This window comes from Shewanella sp. WXL01, assembly GCF_012263345.1.
Lineage (GTDB): Bacteria > Pseudomonadota > Gammaproteobacteria > Enterobacterales > Shewanellaceae > Shewanella > Shewanella maritima.
The window spans coordinates 317,542-335,471 of record NZ_JAAIKQ010000001.1 but is presented as its reverse complement, the minus strand read 5'-3'; the positions used below and the strand labels follow the sequence as shown (position 1 = coordinate 335,471).

The window sequence follows — 17,930 nt, the reverse complement described above, 5'->3', positions numbered from 1 at the left end:
TGCTCCGTGCAAATATTCGCAAATAGATTTTGCGGCTGCGATGGCGAAATACTAGCAGACTGTTGACTTGAGGCAAGCACTGCAACTCGGCAATATCGATAGATTACCGTTTCTGTGAACTAATTTGCTAAACTGGCCTTTGGTTTCATCGTCCGTAGGCAGTATCTTCAATACACACAAGTGCTTAAGTATTAGCTCATAGGCGAGCTTTTGATAGCGGTAAGCCTTGAAAGCAGTGAGCGGTGAAAGTGGCGAGTTTTTAATAACAGTAGCAAGGCAATGATTCAGATAACCAATCGTGTAGCGATTAACGACAACGAACTAGAGTGGCAGTTTATCCGCTCTAGCGGTGCTGGCGGGCAGCACATTAATAAGGTGTCGACCGCTGCGCAGATCATCTTCGATATTAACCAATCTAGCCTACCTGAGTTTTACAAACAAAAATTATTGGCTAAAGCTGATCATCGCATTACCAAAAGCGGCAAAATCATCATAAAATGTCAGCAAAGTCGCAGTCAGGATTTTAATCGACAGCTTGCACTTGAACAGTTTGTGTCACTAGTGAAAAGCATCACTATTGTTCCTAAAGCCAGAATTGCTACCAAGGCAACTAAAGCCAGTCAGCGCCGCCGAGTCGATGCTAAAAAACAGCGCGGCGCAACTAAAGCCCTCAGACAAAAACGAGTTGATTACTAACTCCCCCTTCAAACTTTTTCTCGATAGCTGCACAAGTTGAAAATTTCTGAGCATAGGCATAGTTTTACAACTATTTCTAAGTACCAACCGAATTTACGTGATAAATTATTATTAGTTCAAAATCGACAACGAATTAAGGATTTACCTATGACCACCCAAGCAAAAATACTGCTAGTTAACGGCCCTAATCTTAATCTACTAGGTCGCCGTGAACCGGGTTTGTATGGTAACGATACCCTTAATGATGTCGTCGAGCGTGCTGAACAACAAGCCAGCAATGCTGATGTCGAGTTTGAACATATTCAGTCAAATGCTGAGCATGAGCTGATTAACGCTATTCATGCAACTGATGCGCAATTCATCGTGATTAACCCTGCCGCTTTTACCCATACAAGTGTCGCCCTGCGTGATGCTCTAGTTGGGGTAAATATTCCATTTATCGAACTGCATATTACAAATGTTCATGCCCGTGAACCATTTCGCCATCACTCTTATCTATCAGATAAAGCTGTAGGGGTGATTTGCGGGCTCGGCACTAAGGGTTATGAGTTTGCTATGCAAGCAGCCATCGAGCATGTAACTGAATAACCTGAACTCGGAATAATAAATCGGTTTCTAACGGCTATTTTTGCCTATTTCTTCGTTGAAGCTACTTGCAATAGGCTAGCTATTGACGCGTAGCTTCGCCTTGAACTAAACAAAACTATCTCGCTAGAAACGTTAAGCTAGATATAGCTCTGTTCTAGAGAACAATTTACACTTCCTTATCCCGAGCTCAGGTTACATCCCCAAAGCTCAGTGACTAACCAAGCTAATATTCAAAACCACAAATGAGTAAATTAAAAGCGAGTGTACAAATCATCCAGGCGGGTATTTTCAGCCAATGGGACTCACAAAGCACTGAACTACCGAGGTTCTTGAAAGCAACGGTACATGTGCCAGCTGAAATCGACATCGAATTCGGTTTTGTTACTCGGATTAAAAAAGCCAAAAACCAAAAGCTCAGATACTGTATTTATCATCCAGATATTCCAGACGCTGACGGCAACATTCGTGCCCCCTTTGATGGTGAGGTGTACATAAAGGAAAACGATTGGCGCTTTTACCTAGGCGATACAATTTGGGCGCCAATTGACAATAAAACTGGTAACTGGCGCATGACGCTAGAGCTAAATGGCAAAGTCGTTGCTGACAAAACCTTTAAAGTGCACCTACCAAGCGAGTTGCCAGCGGGCTGATGGATGTTGGTTTACAGGCCTTAACCTAGCAGCAGTTAATCGTTACCAGCTATCTCTTTGCTAGATCCTCAGCAGTTATCTAGGCAGCTATCTCAGCAACGACCGCGCAATTACGCCCTTGTTCTTTAGCTTGATACAAGGCTTCATCTGCCGCGACTTTAAGTTTATGCCAATCACGCAGGCACTGTTCACGGCTAACAGGCTCGGTCGCACCAATTGATATCGTCATATCAAGCGATACGCCTTCTGCTTCGATTGGGGTGTCGGCAATCACCTTATTAATTCGGTTCAAAATATCTTTAGGTAAACTTTTCGACTCCAATGCCAACAGCAAAATAAACTCTTCACCACCCCAACGCGCCAAAATATCTTTATCTCTGAAATGCGCAGACAAACGATTTGCCATGGTCTTGAGCACAATATCACCCGCGGCATGGCCATAAGTGTCGTTAACGCGTTTAAAGAAATCAGCATCTAAAATCACCACACTATAAAATGGTGCCTTGCTGTCAGGGAGTCTAGTCGCGACCCAATCTTCAATGTAGCGGCGGTTATATAACCCCGTGAGCGCATCCTGGTTAGACTGATGAAACAAATCCTTATTGGTCGAACTTAGCTTACTAATATGACGAGTGTTGGAGCGATAACGTTGCAGCAACCAGGCCACAGCCATACTGATAATGACAGTTACCAGAATCCAAAACTTTTCGTTTAACTGTTTGCGCTCCAAATCAGCCTGTTTCAAGCTGTTTTCTGCTGTTAGCAGGGCAATTTGCTCTTCTTTTAGCTCATTTTCAAACTGCTCTTGTAGTTCAAGCATGCGCGCTTCACGGTTTTCAAACAGTACCTGCTGCGTGCCTTCATAAAAGTGCTTTAAATGCACAATGGCTAACGGATATTGCTCAGCGGCTTGATAGACTTCACTCAATAACTGATGAGTTTCCAGTACAAGCTCAGTGGTTTTTACCTGCTCAAATACCTTGAGTGCGGTTGTAGCATTGGTGATAGCGGAATCGTATTCAGCAAAGGCAAACTCAATCTTACTTATCTCAAGTAAGCAGCGATTGTAGTAAGTGGGGTCGTAAAAATCTTCAGATAACTCAAGGCACTGCTCAATAAGTGGTCTCGCTTCACCATAGCGCTCCTGCCTAAGCAGAATGCTTGCCTGCGCCCACAAACCATGGGTAAGCAAAGACGCACTGTCAGCTTTTCGGGCAACAGCAACGCTTTTTTCGCTGTAATTGAGAGCCTTAGTCAAATCATCAACCTCAAGGTAAAGCTGGCTACCATTGGTGTACAGCACCACCAGGTGTTCATTGGTAATATGCTCACCTTGTAGGTAAATACCAATAGCGCGCTCGTTATATTTAATCGCTTCTTGCCATTCTTTAATCCGCGAATAAATCACCGAGATATTGGAATAAAGCTTGCTCAAATAAGCTAGGTTCTTGCCCGGTTCTATGTAAGAAATCGCGCGCTGGTAATCGGTTATCGATTCTTCATAATTCAATCGACGTGAATAGAGCACACCACGAGCATTTAGTGCACGCGATAGCAGTCTGTGGTAATGCAGTTCTTCAGCAAGCGGGATAGCGATATTGATCTTGTCAAACGCGGCTTCGCCTTGACCACTTCTGGCAAGCAAAATGGCATTTAAGGTCATTGCTTCAGCAATAATCCACCGTTCATTGTGTTTATTACCCAGAGCAAGCATTTTGTCAGCACATTGTTGAGCCTGCTCAAGATCTGACTTAATCACATAAATGTCATGCAAAGTGCGATGGTATAGCGCCATGAAAAGCAGGTTTTGCTCAAACTGCCATTGATTGCGTAGCTGCTGCATGCGCTCAAGCACAAAATCGGGCTCTTGTTCCATGCGGTAAAACAGCTTAACTAACTGCATCCCTTGTGGAGTTTCTCTGAGCATGGTGAGCGGATCAAATATGTTGTCATCGCTGCTAGATTTACCACTCTGGGAGTATGAGTTTGCATTAGAGGGATTTACATTAGCGGGATTTGCAGCTGAGGTATTTACAACTGATAGCGACGTAGCTAGTGCTGCTGAACTAGTGGTAAGCGAGAATAACGAGAAGAGGACAAGTATTAAAGACAAAGCCAATAACCGCACAAAAGGCGCGCCAGTGCGATGAGCGATCTGCCCGCATGTCATCACTGGGTTTGAGCGATGACAATTCATCATATAAGCAACTAACTTGTGGCAGAACTTCACTCTCAACCTCACAATTATAGAGTTAATAAACCGGGGTAAACCAATCCCTCAAAAGACGATTCACTATCGCAAACTCTTCACGCGTCCTTTTGCATTTCGAGTATCTAATACAGCATAGAATGCGAAAATAAAAACACTTTGCTCAGTGCCGACAGCGCCCTTGTGGCTTGTTATAATTGTTGTTTAATTTAGCTGAGTTCCCATCATGTCGCTCTTATCATCACTTACTAATGCTATCACCTCACGCCATCAGTTTCTGTTATCTGCGGAACAAAGCAACACCAGCTGCTACCGACTTTTTCATGGCACAGTTGAGGGAAAACAAGGACTTAATATAGATAGGTATGGTGACGCCTGGTTAATTCAAACTTTTCATCAATCGCTAGAGCAAGACGAACTTGAGCTGATCACTCAAGAACTTAACAAGCTGATTGAGTTACCTGTGGTGTATAACGATCGCTCAAAGAGTAACTCGCGCGTACAAAACCAGCTTGTTGAAGACGCTAATGACGCAGCAACAACACAAACTGTGATGCATGAAAATGGCATCGCCTTTACCACTAAGTTGCGCCATGAAGGGCAAGACCCACTGTTATTTTTAGATATGCGAATTGGCCGCGAGTATGTGCGAGATAACAGCCAGGGCAAAACCGTGCTAAATCTGTTCTCCTACACCTGTGGAATCGGTACAGCTGCAGCTGTTGGCGGTGCAACTAAGGTTACTAACGTCGATTTTTCATCATTTGCATTGGCAGCAGGTAAGCTAAACGCTGAGCTAAACGATGTCAGCGAGCGGTGTGAGTTTATTCAAAGTGACGTGTTCCCAGCGATAAGACAGCTTGCTGGGCTTAATGTTGGCGGGCGCCGCAATCAACGCTTACCTAAATATCCAAAACTAACTACTCAGCAATTCGATCTAGTGTTTCTAGACCCGCCACGATATGCCAAAAGCCCATTTGGTATCGTGGACTTAATTAATGATTACCAAGGCTTATTTAAACCTGCACTGCTTGCAACCAACTCAGGCGGCACCATTGTTTGCTGTAACAATGTAGCTAAGGTCGACAAAGACACCTGGTTTAATCAACTGGTACGCTGCGTTGAAAAGCAAGGGCGACAAGTCACCAAAGTACAATGGTTGGATTGCCATCAAGACTTTCCATCGTTTGACGGCAATCACCCACTTAAGATAGTAGCGCTAACGTTAAGCTAGCAAAGCCGCGGCTAAACACTAATTACTGAACACTAAGCGCTAAGCACCACTCATTCTCACTCTTACAAATTGAGTTTTGTAAGAGCTAGCGTTCACACAAGTCAACTAGGCTTGTGTGATGTCCGTGCAGCACTTTAGCGTATTCTTCCTAGCAGACGCCCCTACAAGACAACCCTAGAACACGACTCATCTATACTGTAAGTCCATTGAGGCATATTTAGCTTGAGAGAAAGATTTGGCCAGAGCGTAAGGTAATCACATACCAATCAACCCACACAATAATCGACCCAATATCCCTATTTTTATATCTTCTCCCCCGGTATTAAGCCAACCAAACCACACTGCTTTAAGCCACTTAAGGCTTTAATCATTAATAAAAAGCTAAATAAAGAGCAGATCACAATTTTGATCTTCACCAGCTAACCAATACACCACAGTTGAGCTACATCACACACTTAATACCTATAAATGGTTACATTCAGCCACAGCAAAAACACATGTATAGATACTCGCATAGCGTACGCTTTAAATGAAATCAGCCATTATCAGTAGCCTCACCTTTTCGCTAATTGTCTCGCCGTTAACACTGGCGCAAGACCTGCCGCGCTTAAAAGGCAGAACTATGGGTAATGACTATCTCGTGACTTGGGATGATGAGCACCATAGTCCGAAAAAGATGATTTCTTTATACCAACAAATTGAGCAGCGTTTATCGAATATTAACAGTGCAATGTCGACCTGGGATAAGCAGTCAGAATTAAGCCAAATCAACCACTCCAGCGTGACGACTAATATCACCATGTCGCCTGAGCTAACACACGTTGTGGTTGAAGCTAAAAGATTGGCTGAGCTTACTCAGGGAGCGCTTGATGTCACCGTCACCCCATTAATACAACTTTGGGGATTCGGCGAAGACTCAAAAGCACGTACTCAACCATCAGATGCAGCAATTGCCCACGCCATGACACAAGTCGGCATAGACAAAATCAGCATTAATGGTAACCAGTTAACCCGCGAACATGATGAGGTTCGCATCAATTTGTCGGCCATCGCTAAGGGATACGGGGTCGACGCCATCGCCGAGGTGCTAAAGGAAAACGGTATCAACAACTTCCTGGTTGATATCGGCGGCGAAGTAAAAGTAAGTGGCACTAAACAGGATGAACCTTGGGTGGTTGGCATTGAAAAGCCTGCGGCTTATGCAGCTAACCCGATGACAGCAATAGCGTTAACCAATAAAGCAGTGGCGACGTCAGGAGACTACCGCAACTACTTTAAACAAGATGGCAAACACTATTCGCACATCATCAACCCAAAAACCGGCAAACCCGTACCACATCAAGTGGTATCAACCACTGTTATTCATGACTCATGCATGACAGCGGACGGATTAGCCACCGCTTTGATGATTATGCCGATCAAGGACTCGTTAGCATTAGCTGAAAAAATGGCGCTGCCAGTGATGATTATTGAAAACCAGGTTGATGAGCTGGTTATTCATGAGTCATCCGCATTTAAGCAGTACCAACCCTAATTGGTTGATTAGATGCAACCTCTAGGGTGATTACAACTAGACGCATAGCACATATGCTAGCAGGGGAAATATGATGAAAAACACCTTTAAACTAAGCTTAGTTTGCGCTTCTATTTTTGCGTTAAGCGCCTGTGGTAGTGATGACACAGACACGACTTACCTAGAAGAGCAGATCCAAACGCTTGAGCAACAAAACGCTAAGTTAGAAAAAGAAAAAGCTGCAGTACAAGAAGAGTCAGATAAGTACCGCGACGAGAACGCTGAACTAGTCGCTTCTAACAACCAGCTACAAGACAAAGCTGTTGGCTATATTAGCAACTTCCAGGATCAGTGTGCTGAAGCTGGCGTAAGCTTTGATTACGAAAATCCAAATCCAGACAACCCTTACGTCAACAATGGCAACACGCCTGAGATGATGGTTGCCAGCTCTTCGCTAGTCGGCGTGTTTGGCGCACCTGAAATCCCGGTCGACCACAATGTAGGTAAAGACTGCACAACATGTCACAGTGACGGCCACGACCAAGGTATGGCTTGCGACAGTTGCCACAATCACGCAAGTACCGATCCTGATCCAGAGCCGGATCCAGATCCATCTGTTCCAGGTGAGCCAGGCAAACCAACTCACCCTGCAGACGGTAACTGGGATGGTTTAACCGGTGCTTCAGGTCCAAACACCTTCTACTACAATGCAGACGGCGCTTCGTTTGTTAATGCTGAGTTCCTAGAGTCTCGCCTAGGTAAGATGAACACCTTCTACGAGTGGAAAGAGTCTGCAGACGGTGTAAGCGATATTAAACAAGCGTGTGGTCTACCAAATCGCGAGCACATTACTCACAAGTTCCCAACTGATGGTAAGAGCTACAAGCTAGCTGAATACTCAAACTTCAAGGGTGCAGCCACTTTCATCACCCAACGTGAAGAAAACGGTGAGTCAATTGCAAGTGCAGCAACGTTTGGCCCAGGCATGCACAAAGGTGAAGACGGTGAGTACTACGTCACGCTAAGCATTGGTAAAAACAATACTTGTGTGAACCTAGTGAACAACAATGCAGGTGAAATCCACTATTACGAGTTCGACACTCGCTCAAGTGTGAAAAAAGGTTCACCAGATATGGGCGCGCGTAACGCTGGTGCACGTATTCAAGTATCAACTGATTACCACGAAACTGTCCTGAAAGGTCCGGATTGGTCTACGCCAGTTTATGGTGCAGACGGCCAACCATTCGCACCTGCAGATGTTGACTGGAATACCGTTGGTGCATGTTCATTAACGCTTAAAGTAGAAACTATCTACCCTCTAGGTTAATGCCTACTCTAGGTTAATAGTTACCTTTGGCTGCTCCCAAGCCAACCCAAGGCCCTCGTTATGAGGGCCTTTTTTTATCTATAATTTATCAACTTAAGTTATTTACTTAAGCAGTTCAGATAAATTGCTCAGCTCCTCTCTTGCTGCAAGCTTAGATCTTTCATCCAAGTAAAGCGTGCACTCACACAAGAGTTTACTCTGCCCTCAATTAGCTGATGAAATCATTTCAGCAATACTTAAGTGAACCCAAAAGTAAAATGCCCAAAATACCAACAAAGAGGTATTTTACTTTGCTTAAATAATCAACAACCGCTTATCCAGTAAACCGCACGCCTACCCTAAAACTGTTCATAAATAAAGCATCTGGTCAGTTACGTTAGGAACATTTAATTAATAAAGCACTAATTCTTTTACATGTTTTCGTGATGCGCATCACTACTAGTCAATTTCAAGATCACATTTCTGTCGCAAGTTTCTAGAACATTCATTTACTCATGAACTTCATCACAAAATAGTTACCCCTAAGTGAGTACATTTTGCCAAAGCTAAGTAGATGTAAACCCAGTTATGGTTTTTGTTAATTAAGGTAAAAATGAAGCGAATTTTTCTCATTGCCAGTGCTATTGGTTTGTTGCTATCTCCGCAATCTTACGCAGAGCATTTGCCACGCTTAAAAGGCAAGACCATGGGTAACACCTACCGTGTCACTTGGGTTGGTGACTACAAAGACGTGGAGCACATGATTGATATTCGCAATCAAATCGAAGTGCGTCTCGCCGAGATTAACAAATCTATGTCGACCTGGGATAAACAGTCTGAACTAAGCCTAATTAACCATTCCGCGCAAACACAAAATATTAAGCTGTCGAGCGCCCTAGCCAAAGTCGTGACTGAAGCTAAGCGCCTAGGCGAACTAACTAACGGCGCATTAGATGTCACTGTAGATCCGCTTATTCAGCTATGGGGATTTGGCGCTGACTCACAAGCGCCGACTAAGCCAAGCCTTGATGAAGTACACCAAGCCATGACCAAGGTGGGTATCGGCAAAATTACCATCAATGGCAATCAACTATCACGCGAACATGATGGTGTTCGCATCAATTTATCGGCCATCGCTAAGGGATACGGGGTCGATGCCATCGCCGAGGTGCTAAAGGAGAACGATATCAACAACTTCCTGGTTGATATCGGCGGCGAAGTAAAAGTTAGCGGCACCAGAGGAAACCAACCTTGGGTTGTGGGCGTTGAAAAGCCAGCAGCTTATGCAGCAAGCCCTATGGTGGCAGTTGGGTTAACCGATAAAGCCGTTGCGACATCAGGAGATTATCGCAACTACTTTAAACAAGACGGTCAACACTTCTCGCACATCATAGACCCAAAAACTGGCCAACCTACACCACATCAAGTGGTATCGACCACAGTTATTCATGACTCATGCATGACTGCGGACGGGTTGGCCACCGCTTTGATGATTATGCCGATCAAGGATTCGTTAGCATTAGCAGAAAAAATGGCACTGCCGGTGATGATTATTGAAAACCGCTCAAATGAGCTGGTGATCCATGAATCATCTGCCTTCAAGCAGTACCTGCCTTAACTGGTAAAAACCAGCAATGGGTGAATAAAAACTAATTGCATAGCAAGTATGCTAGCAGGGGAAATATGATGAAAAACACGTTTAAACTAAGCCTTGTATGTGCTTCTATTTTCGCGTTAACCGCGTGTGGTAGTGATGATACCGACACAACGTATCTAGAAGAACAAATTCAAACACTTGAAGCTCAAAACGAAAAGTTAGCTAAAGAAAAAGCAAGTGTTCAGGCCGAGTCAGATCAATATCGCGACCAAGCTGCTGAACTAGCTGCGACTAACAACCAACTGCAAGAAAAAGCGGTTGGTTATATCAGCAACTTCCAAGAGCAATGTGCTGAAGTGGGTGTAAACTTCGATTACGAAAATCCAAACCCGGATAACCCATATATCAACAATGGTAAGACACCAGATATGCTACGTGCTTTATCTGCATTACCAGCAGCTGCAATGCCAAGCCAGCCAGCAGACCACGAAGGTCGTGACAACAACACTTGTACGGGTTGTCACTCAGCTCAAGCTCCTGATCAACACTTTGGTGAAAACTGCACAAGTTGCCACACTGTTGCAGAGCCAGGCCCAGACCCTGAGCCAGAACCAGAGCCAGATCCAGGTGCACCAGGTGTTGCAACCCACCCTGAAGGCGCAACAGATGGCGACGGATGGGCAGCATTTGATGCATACACTGGCGCAAGTGCGGGCACCTTCTACTACGCTAAAGACAATGCATCTTTCCTAAATGCCGAGTACCTAAATACTCGCTTTGGTAAGATGAATACTTTCTATGAGTGGAAGGAATCAAGCAACGGCACAAGCGATGTTAAGACCGCCTGTGGTATGCCAAATCGCGAGCACATCACTACAATGTTCCCTGATGACGGCAAGTCATACGAGCTATCTGAGTACAGTAACTTCAAGGGTGCAGCTACCTTTATCACTCAACGTGAAGAAAATGGCGAATCAATTGCAAGTGCTGCAACATTTGGCCCAGGTATGCACAAGGGTGAAGATGGTGAGTTCTACGTAACTATGCTAATTACCAAGAACAATACTTGTAAGAACTTGGTAAATAATAATAAAGGTGAAATCCACTACTACGAGTTTGACACTCGCTCTAATGTGAAGCTTGGTTCGCCAGATCTAGGTGCCCGTAACGCTGGTGCGCGTATTCAAGTTTCTACTGACTATGCAGAATCAGAGCTAAGAAGCTTTGACTGGTTCACTCCAGTTTACGGCGGCAATGGCCAAACATTTGACCCAACAACTGTTGATTGGAACACTGTTGGTGCATGTAGCCTAAGCTTAAAAGTTGAAGTTATTTACCCACTAGGTTAATCCTCAGCTTCAGTTTCTCCCATACTAGAAAGGCCCTCATTTGAGGGCCTTTCCACATCCTATATAAGGGTTATGGCTTCACCAATGTAGCATCACCTGCTTTCATCATTAGTGAGTGAGCGCGCTCAGTTTGCTCTGTCGTACTGAGTGATTTTATTGTATCAACATAAACCCAATCACTGCGCACTTGCGCTGCAGTGAAAGTTAGCACCATATAACCTCGGTCACGTAAGTTGGTGTATTTTAAGTCATCAACTAATCCTACAATCGCCGCCTCAGTTTGGGGCATATCGGCATCAGCAATACCAAGATAATATTCCATACCAGGAGACGAGACTGAGCTAGTGGCAAACTCTACACCCACTTTTTCACCGCTTGCATCCGTTAAGTGGTTTGCCCATGCATTATGAGTATCTCCAGCCACCACAACCAGGTTCTTTTGCTGAGACTTAGCCGTAGCTAAAATCACCTCACGCTCATATGCATATCCGTCCCAAGCATCCAGATTATAAGGAATTGAAGGTAGTTGCAGCATGGCGACTACCTCTGGCGTTAATCTAGCCTGATTTACTTGTAAGTATGCCAGCTCATCAACTGTGAGTGTTGGATCTCCGGCTGCCGCTCTTGCTGATAACTGTGCCAAACCTGCAAGTTCAGCAAACTCGCCTATCTCCATTTGCTGGGTCGCAATGGCGGCTGGCAAGGTCATTTTGCCCATTAATACTTGCTGACCTAACACTTGCCATTTTGCAGTCGACTCTAACATCGACTGTTGTAACCACTGCAATTGCTCCTGACCCAGCAAGGTGCGTTCAACATTTGTCACATCAGCCATAAAGCTGTCACTATTAAATGCACCCGATGTTGGGTCTATATAGTTGGCATAGTTAAGCTGTTCATCACGTGCGATAACGCGAGTGTCTAACATGTGTAAATCAACAAGTTCACCAAACTTAAAGCTACGGTAAATCTCTTCATGGTTGCCCTCGCTCCAAGGGCGGATCGGTAACCACTCAAAGTAGGCCTGTAGGGCAGCTTGTTTACGAACATCAAAGTCACCTTCGCCGTCATTGTGATTCTCTGCGCCATCTTTCCAGGTATCATTGGTGACCTCATGGTCGTCCCAAACATTGATAAACGCGACGTTTTGATGCAGCTTTTGCAAACTTGCATCACTGCGATATTGCCCATAGCGGGTACGATAATCACTTAGAGACAGTAATTCACCTTCTGGGAAAACTTGACGATTCATTGCCTCAGCATTGTCACTGGCGTATTCACCTCGCCCATATTCATACAAGTAGTCACCAAGGTGTAGCACCGCATCGAGATCAGTCCGCCGAGCTGCCATTTCATAAACATTAAAATAACCAGCCGGAAAGTTCGAACACGACATGACAGCAAACTTAACTTGATCAACATCTCCTTGAGGCAAGGTCTTAGTCTTGCCAATAACCGAGGTGTTATCTCCAGATTTAAAGCGATAATAGTAACTAGTGCCCGGCTCTAACCCCACAGCATCAATTTTAACTGTGTAATCTCGGTCACTATTGGTTGTGGTAGAACCATTGGTGACTAGCTGGCTAAAGTCCTCATCGGTGGCAACCTCCCAAGCTAGACTAACTTCACCCTCTATTTCTGGCGTTACCCTTGTCCATAAAATCACTGCATCTTGAGCTGGATCACCACTAGCAATACCGTGATTAAACTTGCCATATTGGGCATTATCATCACTATCGCAACCCATTAAACCATATGAAATCACAACTGTACCAAGGCCTTTGGCCGACATGGCTAAAAAGTCACGACGCGTGATACTGCTTTTAGTATTTGCCCCTAACATACTCATCCCTCTTGTTATTATTTCTGCCGCATCATTCGACATAGACTCACCTGCTCACAGGTCTGATGAGTGGCTAAGCTAACGAGAAAAAATGACGCACAAGTGACAGTGAGATGACATTCTCATCTCATCATTAAGGAATTGCTTAGTTTGAGTATGCTTTTAGGCTGGGTACTACACCGGATTTTGAGTGAATACCAGCTAAAGCGATGAGAGAACAAAAACGCCGCTTAACTCGCGGCGCTTTATATATTTTTGAATGGTGAATAACTAAAACGGTAAACTGATTTAAAACTTACCCAACAATGACTCTTCGAAGTCATCTGCTGTAATACCTAAATTCAAGCTGTCTATCTGGTTTTGTACCTGCTCAAGCTCAGCATTCACTTTCGACATGGTTAAGGTGTTGTCATCTAGCTCATACACCATAGCTAGGCTTTGGTAGTAAAACAGCAATATGATCAATGCATCTTGATTATCGTCTTTTGCCGCTGATTGAATTGCAGCGAGTTTTTTAAAGATTTTGTTTTGCAGTTGCTTAACCTGCCAAACATAGTAAACCTCGAAAAAGAGAGGCTTGTTGCGGTTAACACGCACCAGCACAGTACACACCATTACCGCTAAAATGACACCCAGCAGGTTTAAATTAAAATTGCCGGTACTGCCATCAGGCATAGCCTCTGCGCCCCAAAAGGCAATTAGCACTTGCCCAAACACCACTGATAAAATTGCCAATATAGCCACCAGCCCTAACTGGACCCGGTTATTCATCATCCGATACTGCTTTTTATTGATGGCTGCTAACTTCATTATTCCTCTTCTTATTAACCGTTTACTTTGGTTACATTTATGTCTAATCGCCTACAAGCTATAGCATACTTGGTTACTTAGGGCCTGTTGATCTTTCAAGATTATTTTTGCAGCTGCTTGTTGGAAATTTATACAAGACAACGACTTTGATGTGTGGTTGTTCCACATGATAAGTCGTTAACGCAGTAGAAATGACAACAAGCGCTGCCTGAAAGGTTCGTTTAAAAGCACTTTACTCTTTGTTGCGAGCGAATTTGTTTAGGTGACTAGACGTCATCGCTCGCGTCGCGATTAAAGTGCTTTTAATTCGAACAAATTCTAATCAGCAAAGGTCAGCAGGCCCTAGTGTTTCTCGACCACCAAAAAACCAACATCTGCACCAACACACAAAAACATCAGCTCAACAGCGATAACACCTACAGCCAACATTTGCTGAAAAAGCATACACACCAGACCAGTCGACTGTATTTTTACGTAGGCTGTACTTAAAATTGCTTGCTTGGTTTCGGCGGACAGACTTTAACCGCCACACAGTTTTAACCGCAAAGTCTTATATATTACTTAAGCCGATTTAAAACTTAAGACTTTATCTTTCACCAGCGGTTTTTGACTCACCTATACTTCAAATACACCTGTGCTCATTATATGGAGCACTGCATTATTTTCACGCGCAAATGAATAAGGAGTTCCATGCAGTTAGTTTACTCTCTTGGTGAACTGGAATCTTTTCTGATCGCGATTCTAGTTTTATTTATTGGTCATAATGTTAATCGCCACGTACCGTTTTTACGTCGCTACAATATTCCAGAGCCAATTGTTGGCGGCTTGATAGTCGCAGCAGTGATCACTATTTTACACTTCAACAATATCGTGTTGGAGTTCAGTCTCTCCATGCAAAACACCCTCATGTTGATGTTTTTCAGTACCGTTGGTCTCGCGGCTAACTATAAGCTGTTAATGAAAGGCGGCGCTAAGGTATTTTGGTTTTTAGGCATCGCCTCCTTGTACATCATCATCCAAAATGGTGTCGGTGTTGCTTTAGCATCATCGCTAGGGCTAGAGCCCTTGATGGGGCTGATTGCAGGCTCGATTACCTTGTCTGGCGGTCATGGTACAGGCGCTGCTTGGGCGCAAACCTTTTACGACCAATACGGCATTCAAACCTTAGAGTTTGCTATGGCGGCTGCCACCTTCGGCTTAGTCATGGGCGGGATTATTGGCGGCCCGGTTGCTCAGCGTTTGATTAACAAAAATGACCTTGAGTCGGCGTACGGTGTCGGTGGAAATCATCATAAGGATCACCCAGATCTGGTCACATACGATCAGTTGGAAGAAGACAGGGTGACAGCCAAGAGCATTTTAGAAGTACTGTTTATCCTGCTACTTTGTGTTGCTGGCGCGCAGTGGATTGGCAACTTGGTAGCCGAGCATAATATTGGCTTTTTAAAAATGCCAAACTTCGTCTATGCCCTATTTTTAGGCGTAGTGATCACCAATATCACTGAAGTATCTAGTGGCTATAAGATTAACAGTGAGTGCGTGGATATTCTGGGTACAGTATCACTATCATTATTCTTGTCGATGGCGTTGATGAACTTAAAGCTTTGGGAAATCTTCGATCTGGCTTTACCGCTACTGGTCATCCTGATGGCTCAAACCGCCATTTTGGCAATGTTTGCTTACTTTGTGACCTTCCGTCTTATGGGGAGTAACTATGACTCAGCGGTTATCGCTGGCGGTCACTGCGGCTTTGGCATGGGCGCAACCCCAACAGCTGTAATGAACATGGGCGCACTAGTATCACGCACTGGCCCATCACCACAAGCATTTATGATTGTGCCGATTGTCGGCGCATTTTTCATTGATATTGTTAACGCCATTATCTTGCAAGGTTATTTGAGCTTTATTGGGTAAAGCGCTGCTAGGTTTGTAACGTACTAGTTTGTAGCGCTCTATTTGGCTGAGATAAGCATACTTAACAGCAAAATAAAGAGTCCACCTTCTGAAGAAGGTGGCTTTATGTTAGCAGTCGAGAAGGGAGCATAGCCTAAACAGCTAAACTTAAAGCATAGTTGCGATGACATTTAAAGCCGCTGAAAACATGGATGTTTTCGTCGAGTCCACACGGAAGTGTTCACGACGTGCTTTAAATGCCATTGTAACGTGAGCTAATTGATAAAGTTACCTGATCTGAAGAACACTAGAAATTACAGGTAAAGCCTAATTGATGATAACCTCCTATTGAAGTAGGTGGTTTAGCGCTGAAAACAAAAATGCCAGTCAGATTAACCTGACTGGCATTTTTATTATGAACCTTATGTCGAGGCACTATTGTGCTCTCGGGCAAGCATTAATCGTGGCTATGTCCGTGACCACCACAACCGCACTGATGAATTGCGTAACCTTCGCCTTCGTCAGTAATGCGGCCATTGCCAGCGAACAGATCAAACAACTGCTCAGCACTCATATCTTGTGCCTGACAAGTAAAGTAAGTTGCATCGCCGCCAAATTCAGATGCCATTAACGCTAACCACTGCTCACGCGGCTGTGGTTTGTGCTGCTGCATTAACTGAATGACATTACGACCATGAATTGATTTTGACATTAGCGACTCCTACATCTTTAAAGGCTAATTATACTGCTTGGGTTGTACTCAGGTACGTGCGTTAGCTCATGTTTTACTCACGCTGCACCCGTGACGGCTTATATTGAATATTTGGGTTTTACTAGCACTACAACGCCAAACTGGCATCTGAAGTTAGCTTGCTAGAACACGCCAGTACATATCCTTCAGCCACTTCTTGTGGTGTCAGCCCTGAACTACTAGTGCTGTTAACTTCACCCTTGGTGACTTTACATTTACATGAGCCGCATACACCGCTTCGACACGCCGCCACAATAGGTAGCCCTGCCGACTCTATGCCTTCAAGTAAAGACTGCGCACCAGTGAGTTCAATGGATGTGGCTGATTGCCCTGCTGCAGACACCTCAAGCATAAAGCGCGCAGATGCATCACCACCTGCTGAACTAGCATCAAGTTCAGTTGGCGCACTACCAAAGCTCTCTTGGTGAAAGTTCGCCATGTTAAACCCAGCTTGCTCTAGCATTTGCTTAACCGCTTGCATGTATGGGTCTGGCCCGCAGATAAACACGGTACGGCTTTGATAATCTGGCACCAGCTTAGCAAGCTTATCAATGTCTAAACGCCCAGACTCTAGTGCAGTATCTTGATATAACTTGGTTAAATCACTCTGACTCTCTGCGCTTTCAAGTACATAACCTAGCGACATGCTTTGATTACGCTCAGCCATCTGCGCCATGGCTTTAGCGAAAATCACATCGCTTGCGCTTCTTGCGCTATGCACAAACGCGATATCACTGCCCACCTGCGTGTCGTTAAGCCAGCGCGACATTGAGTGCATTGGCGTCACGCCACTACCGGCGCTTAAAAACAGGTATTTTTCGGCCTTAATATCAATCAAATTAAATAGCCCATCTGGCCCAGTTACAGTAACTTTATCGCCAACGTTTAGGGTATTGGCTAAATGATTAGATACTAAGCCATCAGGAATTTGCTTAATGGTGACCACTAGCGAATATGGTCGCGATGGTGATGACGCTATGGTGTAGCTACGATAAACCTGCTTGCCATCTATGTTGAGTTTGAAGGTTAAAAATTGCCCCGGTTTAAAATTAAATTTAACCGGCTTTAAACCCTGAAAACGAAAGCTAACTACATCATGAGTTTCATGCCATTTCTCGACACAGTTAAGCTCAACTTCACCGCGCTGCCACTCGGCGGCGGTTAATAAAGACTTACCATCAATCTGACTCTCAATGGCAACAATTTGCTGACCTGACTGTTTTTCACCTAAAGCACTAGCAAAAGAGAAACCACTGCCACCAGCAGGTTTATCTGCAACTTTACTCGTTTGAGCATCAGACTGTTTAGCTGCATCAGCGCTGGCTTGCTTAGTGGAAAGCGCAGTGGCAAATGAAAATCCACCAGTCGTTGCCCTCTTAGTCTCTTGAGTTGATTTTTCGGCTTGTTTGTCAGCCAACGCGGATGAGAAAGAAAACCCAGACATTGTCATATCACACCTATGCAGTAGGGTTAGTTTTACGATTAAAGCGG

Annotated in this window: 15 protein-coding genes; 10 read left to right on the top strand and 5 right to left on the bottom strand. The window is 44.4% G+C overall.

Annotated features, from left to right (window positions below; genetic code table 11):
- Positions 1-279: 279 nt before the first annotated feature.
- The 3 genes from arfB (at position 280) to G3R49_RS01340 (ending at position 1,934) form a co-directional block, all read left to right on the top strand.
- Complete coding sequence (arfB, locus tag G3R49_RS01350) at positions 280-696, top strand: alternative ribosome rescue aminoacyl-tRNA hydrolase ArfB (RefSeq protein ID WP_130599015.1); 417 nt, start codon at positions 280-282, stop codon at positions 694-696.
- Positions 697-843: 147 nt separating this feature from the next.
- Positions 844-1,284 (top strand): type II 3-dehydroquinate dehydratase, encoded by a 441-nt coding sequence (aroQ, locus tag G3R49_RS01345; RefSeq protein ID WP_167868420.1) that lies wholly within the window; start codon positions 844-846, stop codon positions 1,282-1,284.
- 242 nt (positions 1,285-1,526) lie between these two features.
- Positions 1,527-1,934: a DUF3859 domain-containing protein gene (locus tag G3R49_RS01340; protein ID WP_167868419.1), complete on the top strand. Its 408-nt coding sequence runs from the start codon at positions 1,527-1,529 to the stop codon at positions 1,932-1,934.
- A 79-nt stretch (positions 1,935-2,013) separates the two neighbouring features.
- On the opposite strand, the gene G3R49_RS01335 is transcribed toward G3R49_RS01340, so the two are convergent.
- Positions 2,014-3,861 (bottom strand): tetratricopeptide repeat-containing diguanylate cyclase, encoded by a 1,848-nt coding sequence (locus tag G3R49_RS01335; RefSeq protein ID WP_167868418.1) that lies wholly within the window; start codon positions 3,859-3,861, stop codon positions 2,014-2,016.
- Between G3R49_RS01335 and G3R49_RS01330 the strand changes: the two genes are divergently transcribed.
- The 6 genes from G3R49_RS01330 (at position 3,860) to G3R49_RS01305 (ending at position 11,142) form a co-directional block, all read left to right on the top strand.
- The gene (locus tag G3R49_RS01330) at positions 3,860-4,084 is read left to right on the top strand and encodes a hypothetical protein (RefSeq protein WP_165398992.1); all 225 of its coding nucleotides are present in this window, start codon (positions 3,860-3,862) and stop codon (positions 4,082-4,084) included. The two genes, G3R49_RS01335 and G3R49_RS01330, sit on opposite strands and share 2 nt — an antisense overlap.
- 285 nt (positions 4,085-4,369) lie before the next feature.
- A complete protein-coding gene (locus tag G3R49_RS01325; RefSeq protein ID WP_167868417.1) occupies positions 4,370-5,377 on the top strand; it encodes a class I SAM-dependent rRNA methyltransferase in 1,008 nt (335 codons plus the stop codon).
- Positions 5,378-5,906: 529 nt separating this feature from the next.
- Positions 5,907-6,911, top strand: a complete 1,005-nt coding sequence (locus G3R49_RS01320) for an FAD:protein FMN transferase (RefSeq protein WP_167868416.1) — start codon at positions 5,907-5,909, stop codon at positions 6,909-6,911.
- A gap of 70 nt (positions 6,912-6,981) precedes the next feature.
- Positions 6,982-8,217 (top strand): cell division protein ZapB, encoded by a 1,236-nt coding sequence (locus G3R49_RS01315; RefSeq protein ID WP_167868415.1) that lies wholly within the window; start codon positions 6,982-6,984, stop codon positions 8,215-8,217.
- A gap of 592 nt (positions 8,218-8,809) precedes the next feature.
- Positions 8,810-9,814 (top strand): FAD:protein FMN transferase, encoded by a 1,005-nt coding sequence (locus G3R49_RS01310; RefSeq protein ID WP_167868414.1) that lies wholly within the window; start codon positions 8,810-8,812, stop codon positions 9,812-9,814.
- Between the two features lie 68 nt (positions 9,815-9,882).
- Positions 9,883-11,142, top strand: coding sequence for a cell division protein ZapB (locus G3R49_RS01305; protein WP_167868413.1), 1,260 nt, complete (start codon positions 9,883-9,885; stop codon positions 11,140-11,142).
- Between the two features lie 70 nt (positions 11,143-11,212).
- Here the strand turns inward: G3R49_RS01305 and G3R49_RS01300 are convergent, their stop codons facing one another.
- Together G3R49_RS01300 and G3R49_RS01295 are read right to left on the bottom strand one after the other, a co-directional pair.
- Positions 11,213-12,985 (bottom strand): alkaline phosphatase, encoded by a 1,773-nt coding sequence (locus G3R49_RS01300; RefSeq protein ID WP_167868412.1) that lies wholly within the window; start codon positions 12,983-12,985, stop codon positions 11,213-11,215.
- 288 nt (positions 12,986-13,273) lie between these two features.
- Entirely contained in the window at positions 13,274-13,795 is a 522-nt protein-coding gene (locus G3R49_RS01295) for a DUF3087 family protein (RefSeq protein WP_167868411.1), read from the bottom strand.
- A gap of 690 nt (positions 13,796-14,485) precedes the next feature.
- Between G3R49_RS01295 and gltS the strand changes: the two genes are divergently transcribed.
- Positions 14,486-15,709 (top strand): sodium/glutamate symporter, encoded by a 1,224-nt coding sequence (gene gltS / locus G3R49_RS01290; protein ID WP_130599037.1) that lies wholly within the window; start codon positions 14,486-14,488, stop codon positions 15,707-15,709.
- A 436-nt stretch (positions 15,710-16,145) separates the two neighbouring features.
- Here the strand turns inward: gltS and G3R49_RS01285 are convergent, their stop codons facing one another.
- Both G3R49_RS01285 and G3R49_RS01280 read right to left on the bottom strand, forming a co-directional pair.
- The gene (locus G3R49_RS01285) at positions 16,146-16,400 is read right to left on the bottom strand and encodes a DUF2492 family protein (RefSeq protein WP_167868410.1); all 255 of its coding nucleotides are present in this window, start codon (positions 16,398-16,400) and stop codon (positions 16,146-16,148) included.
- Positions 16,401-16,527: 127 nt separating this feature from the next.
- The gene (locus G3R49_RS01280) at positions 16,528-17,889 is read right to left on the bottom strand and encodes a hybrid-cluster NAD(P)-dependent oxidoreductase (protein ID WP_245335218.1); all 1,362 of its coding nucleotides are present in this window, start codon (positions 17,887-17,889) and stop codon (positions 16,528-16,530) included.
- Positions 17,890-17,930 lie beyond the last annotated feature (41 nt).

Excerpts from the sequence above, each read along its gene's own strand:
- G3R49_RS01300 (WP_167868412.1), bottom strand. The coding sequence starts at position 12,985 with ATGTTAGGGGCAAATACTAAAAGCAGTATCACGCGTCGTGACTTTTTA.
- G3R49_RS01295 (WP_167868411.1), bottom strand. The coding sequence starts at position 13,795 with ATGAAGTTAGCAGCCATCAATAAAAAGCAGTATCGGATGATGAATAAC.
- G3R49_RS01330 (WP_165398992.1), top strand. The coding sequence starts at position 3,860 with ATGGTGAGCGGATCAAATATGTTGTCATCGCTGCTAGATTTACCACTC.
- G3R49_RS01310 (WP_167868414.1), top strand. The coding sequence starts at position 8,810 with ATGAAGCGAATTTTTCTCATTGCCAGTGCTATTGGTTTGTTGCTATCT.
- G3R49_RS01325 (WP_167868417.1), top strand. The coding sequence starts at position 4,370 with ATGTCGCTCTTATCATCACTTACTAATGCTATCACCTCACGCCATCAG.
- G3R49_RS01315 (WP_167868415.1), top strand. The coding sequence starts at position 6,982 with ATGATGAAAAACACCTTTAAACTAAGCTTAGTTTGCGCTTCTATTTTT.
- G3R49_RS01305 (WP_167868413.1), top strand. The coding sequence starts at position 9,883 with ATGAAAAACACGTTTAAACTAAGCCTTGTATGTGCTTCTATTTTCGCG.
- G3R49_RS01285 (WP_167868410.1), bottom strand. The coding sequence starts at position 16,400 with ATGTCAAAATCAATTCATGGTCGTAATGTCATTCAGTTAATGCAGCAG.
- G3R49_RS01340 (WP_167868419.1), top strand. The coding sequence starts at position 1,527 with ATGAGTAAATTAAAAGCGAGTGTACAAATCATCCAGGCGGGTATTTTC.
- G3R49_RS01280 (WP_245335218.1), bottom strand. The coding sequence starts at position 17,889 with ATGACAATGTCTGGGTTTTCTTTCTCATCCGCGTTGGCTGACAAACAA.
- gltS (WP_130599037.1), top strand. The coding sequence starts at position 14,486 with ATGCAGTTAGTTTACTCTCTTGGTGAACTGGAATCTTTTCTGATCGCG.
- G3R49_RS01320 (WP_167868416.1), top strand. The coding sequence starts at position 5,907 with ATGAAATCAGCCATTATCAGTAGCCTCACCTTTTCGCTAATTGTCTCG.
- arfB (WP_130599015.1), top strand. The coding sequence starts at position 280 with ATGATTCAGATAACCAATCGTGTAGCGATTAACGACAACGAACTAGAG.
- aroQ (WP_167868420.1), top strand. The coding sequence starts at position 844 with ATGACCACCCAAGCAAAAATACTGCTAGTTAACGGCCCTAATCTTAAT.
- G3R49_RS01335 (WP_167868418.1), bottom strand. The coding sequence starts at position 3,861 with ATGCTCAGAGAAACTCCACAAGGGATGCAGTTAGTTAAGCTGTTTTAC.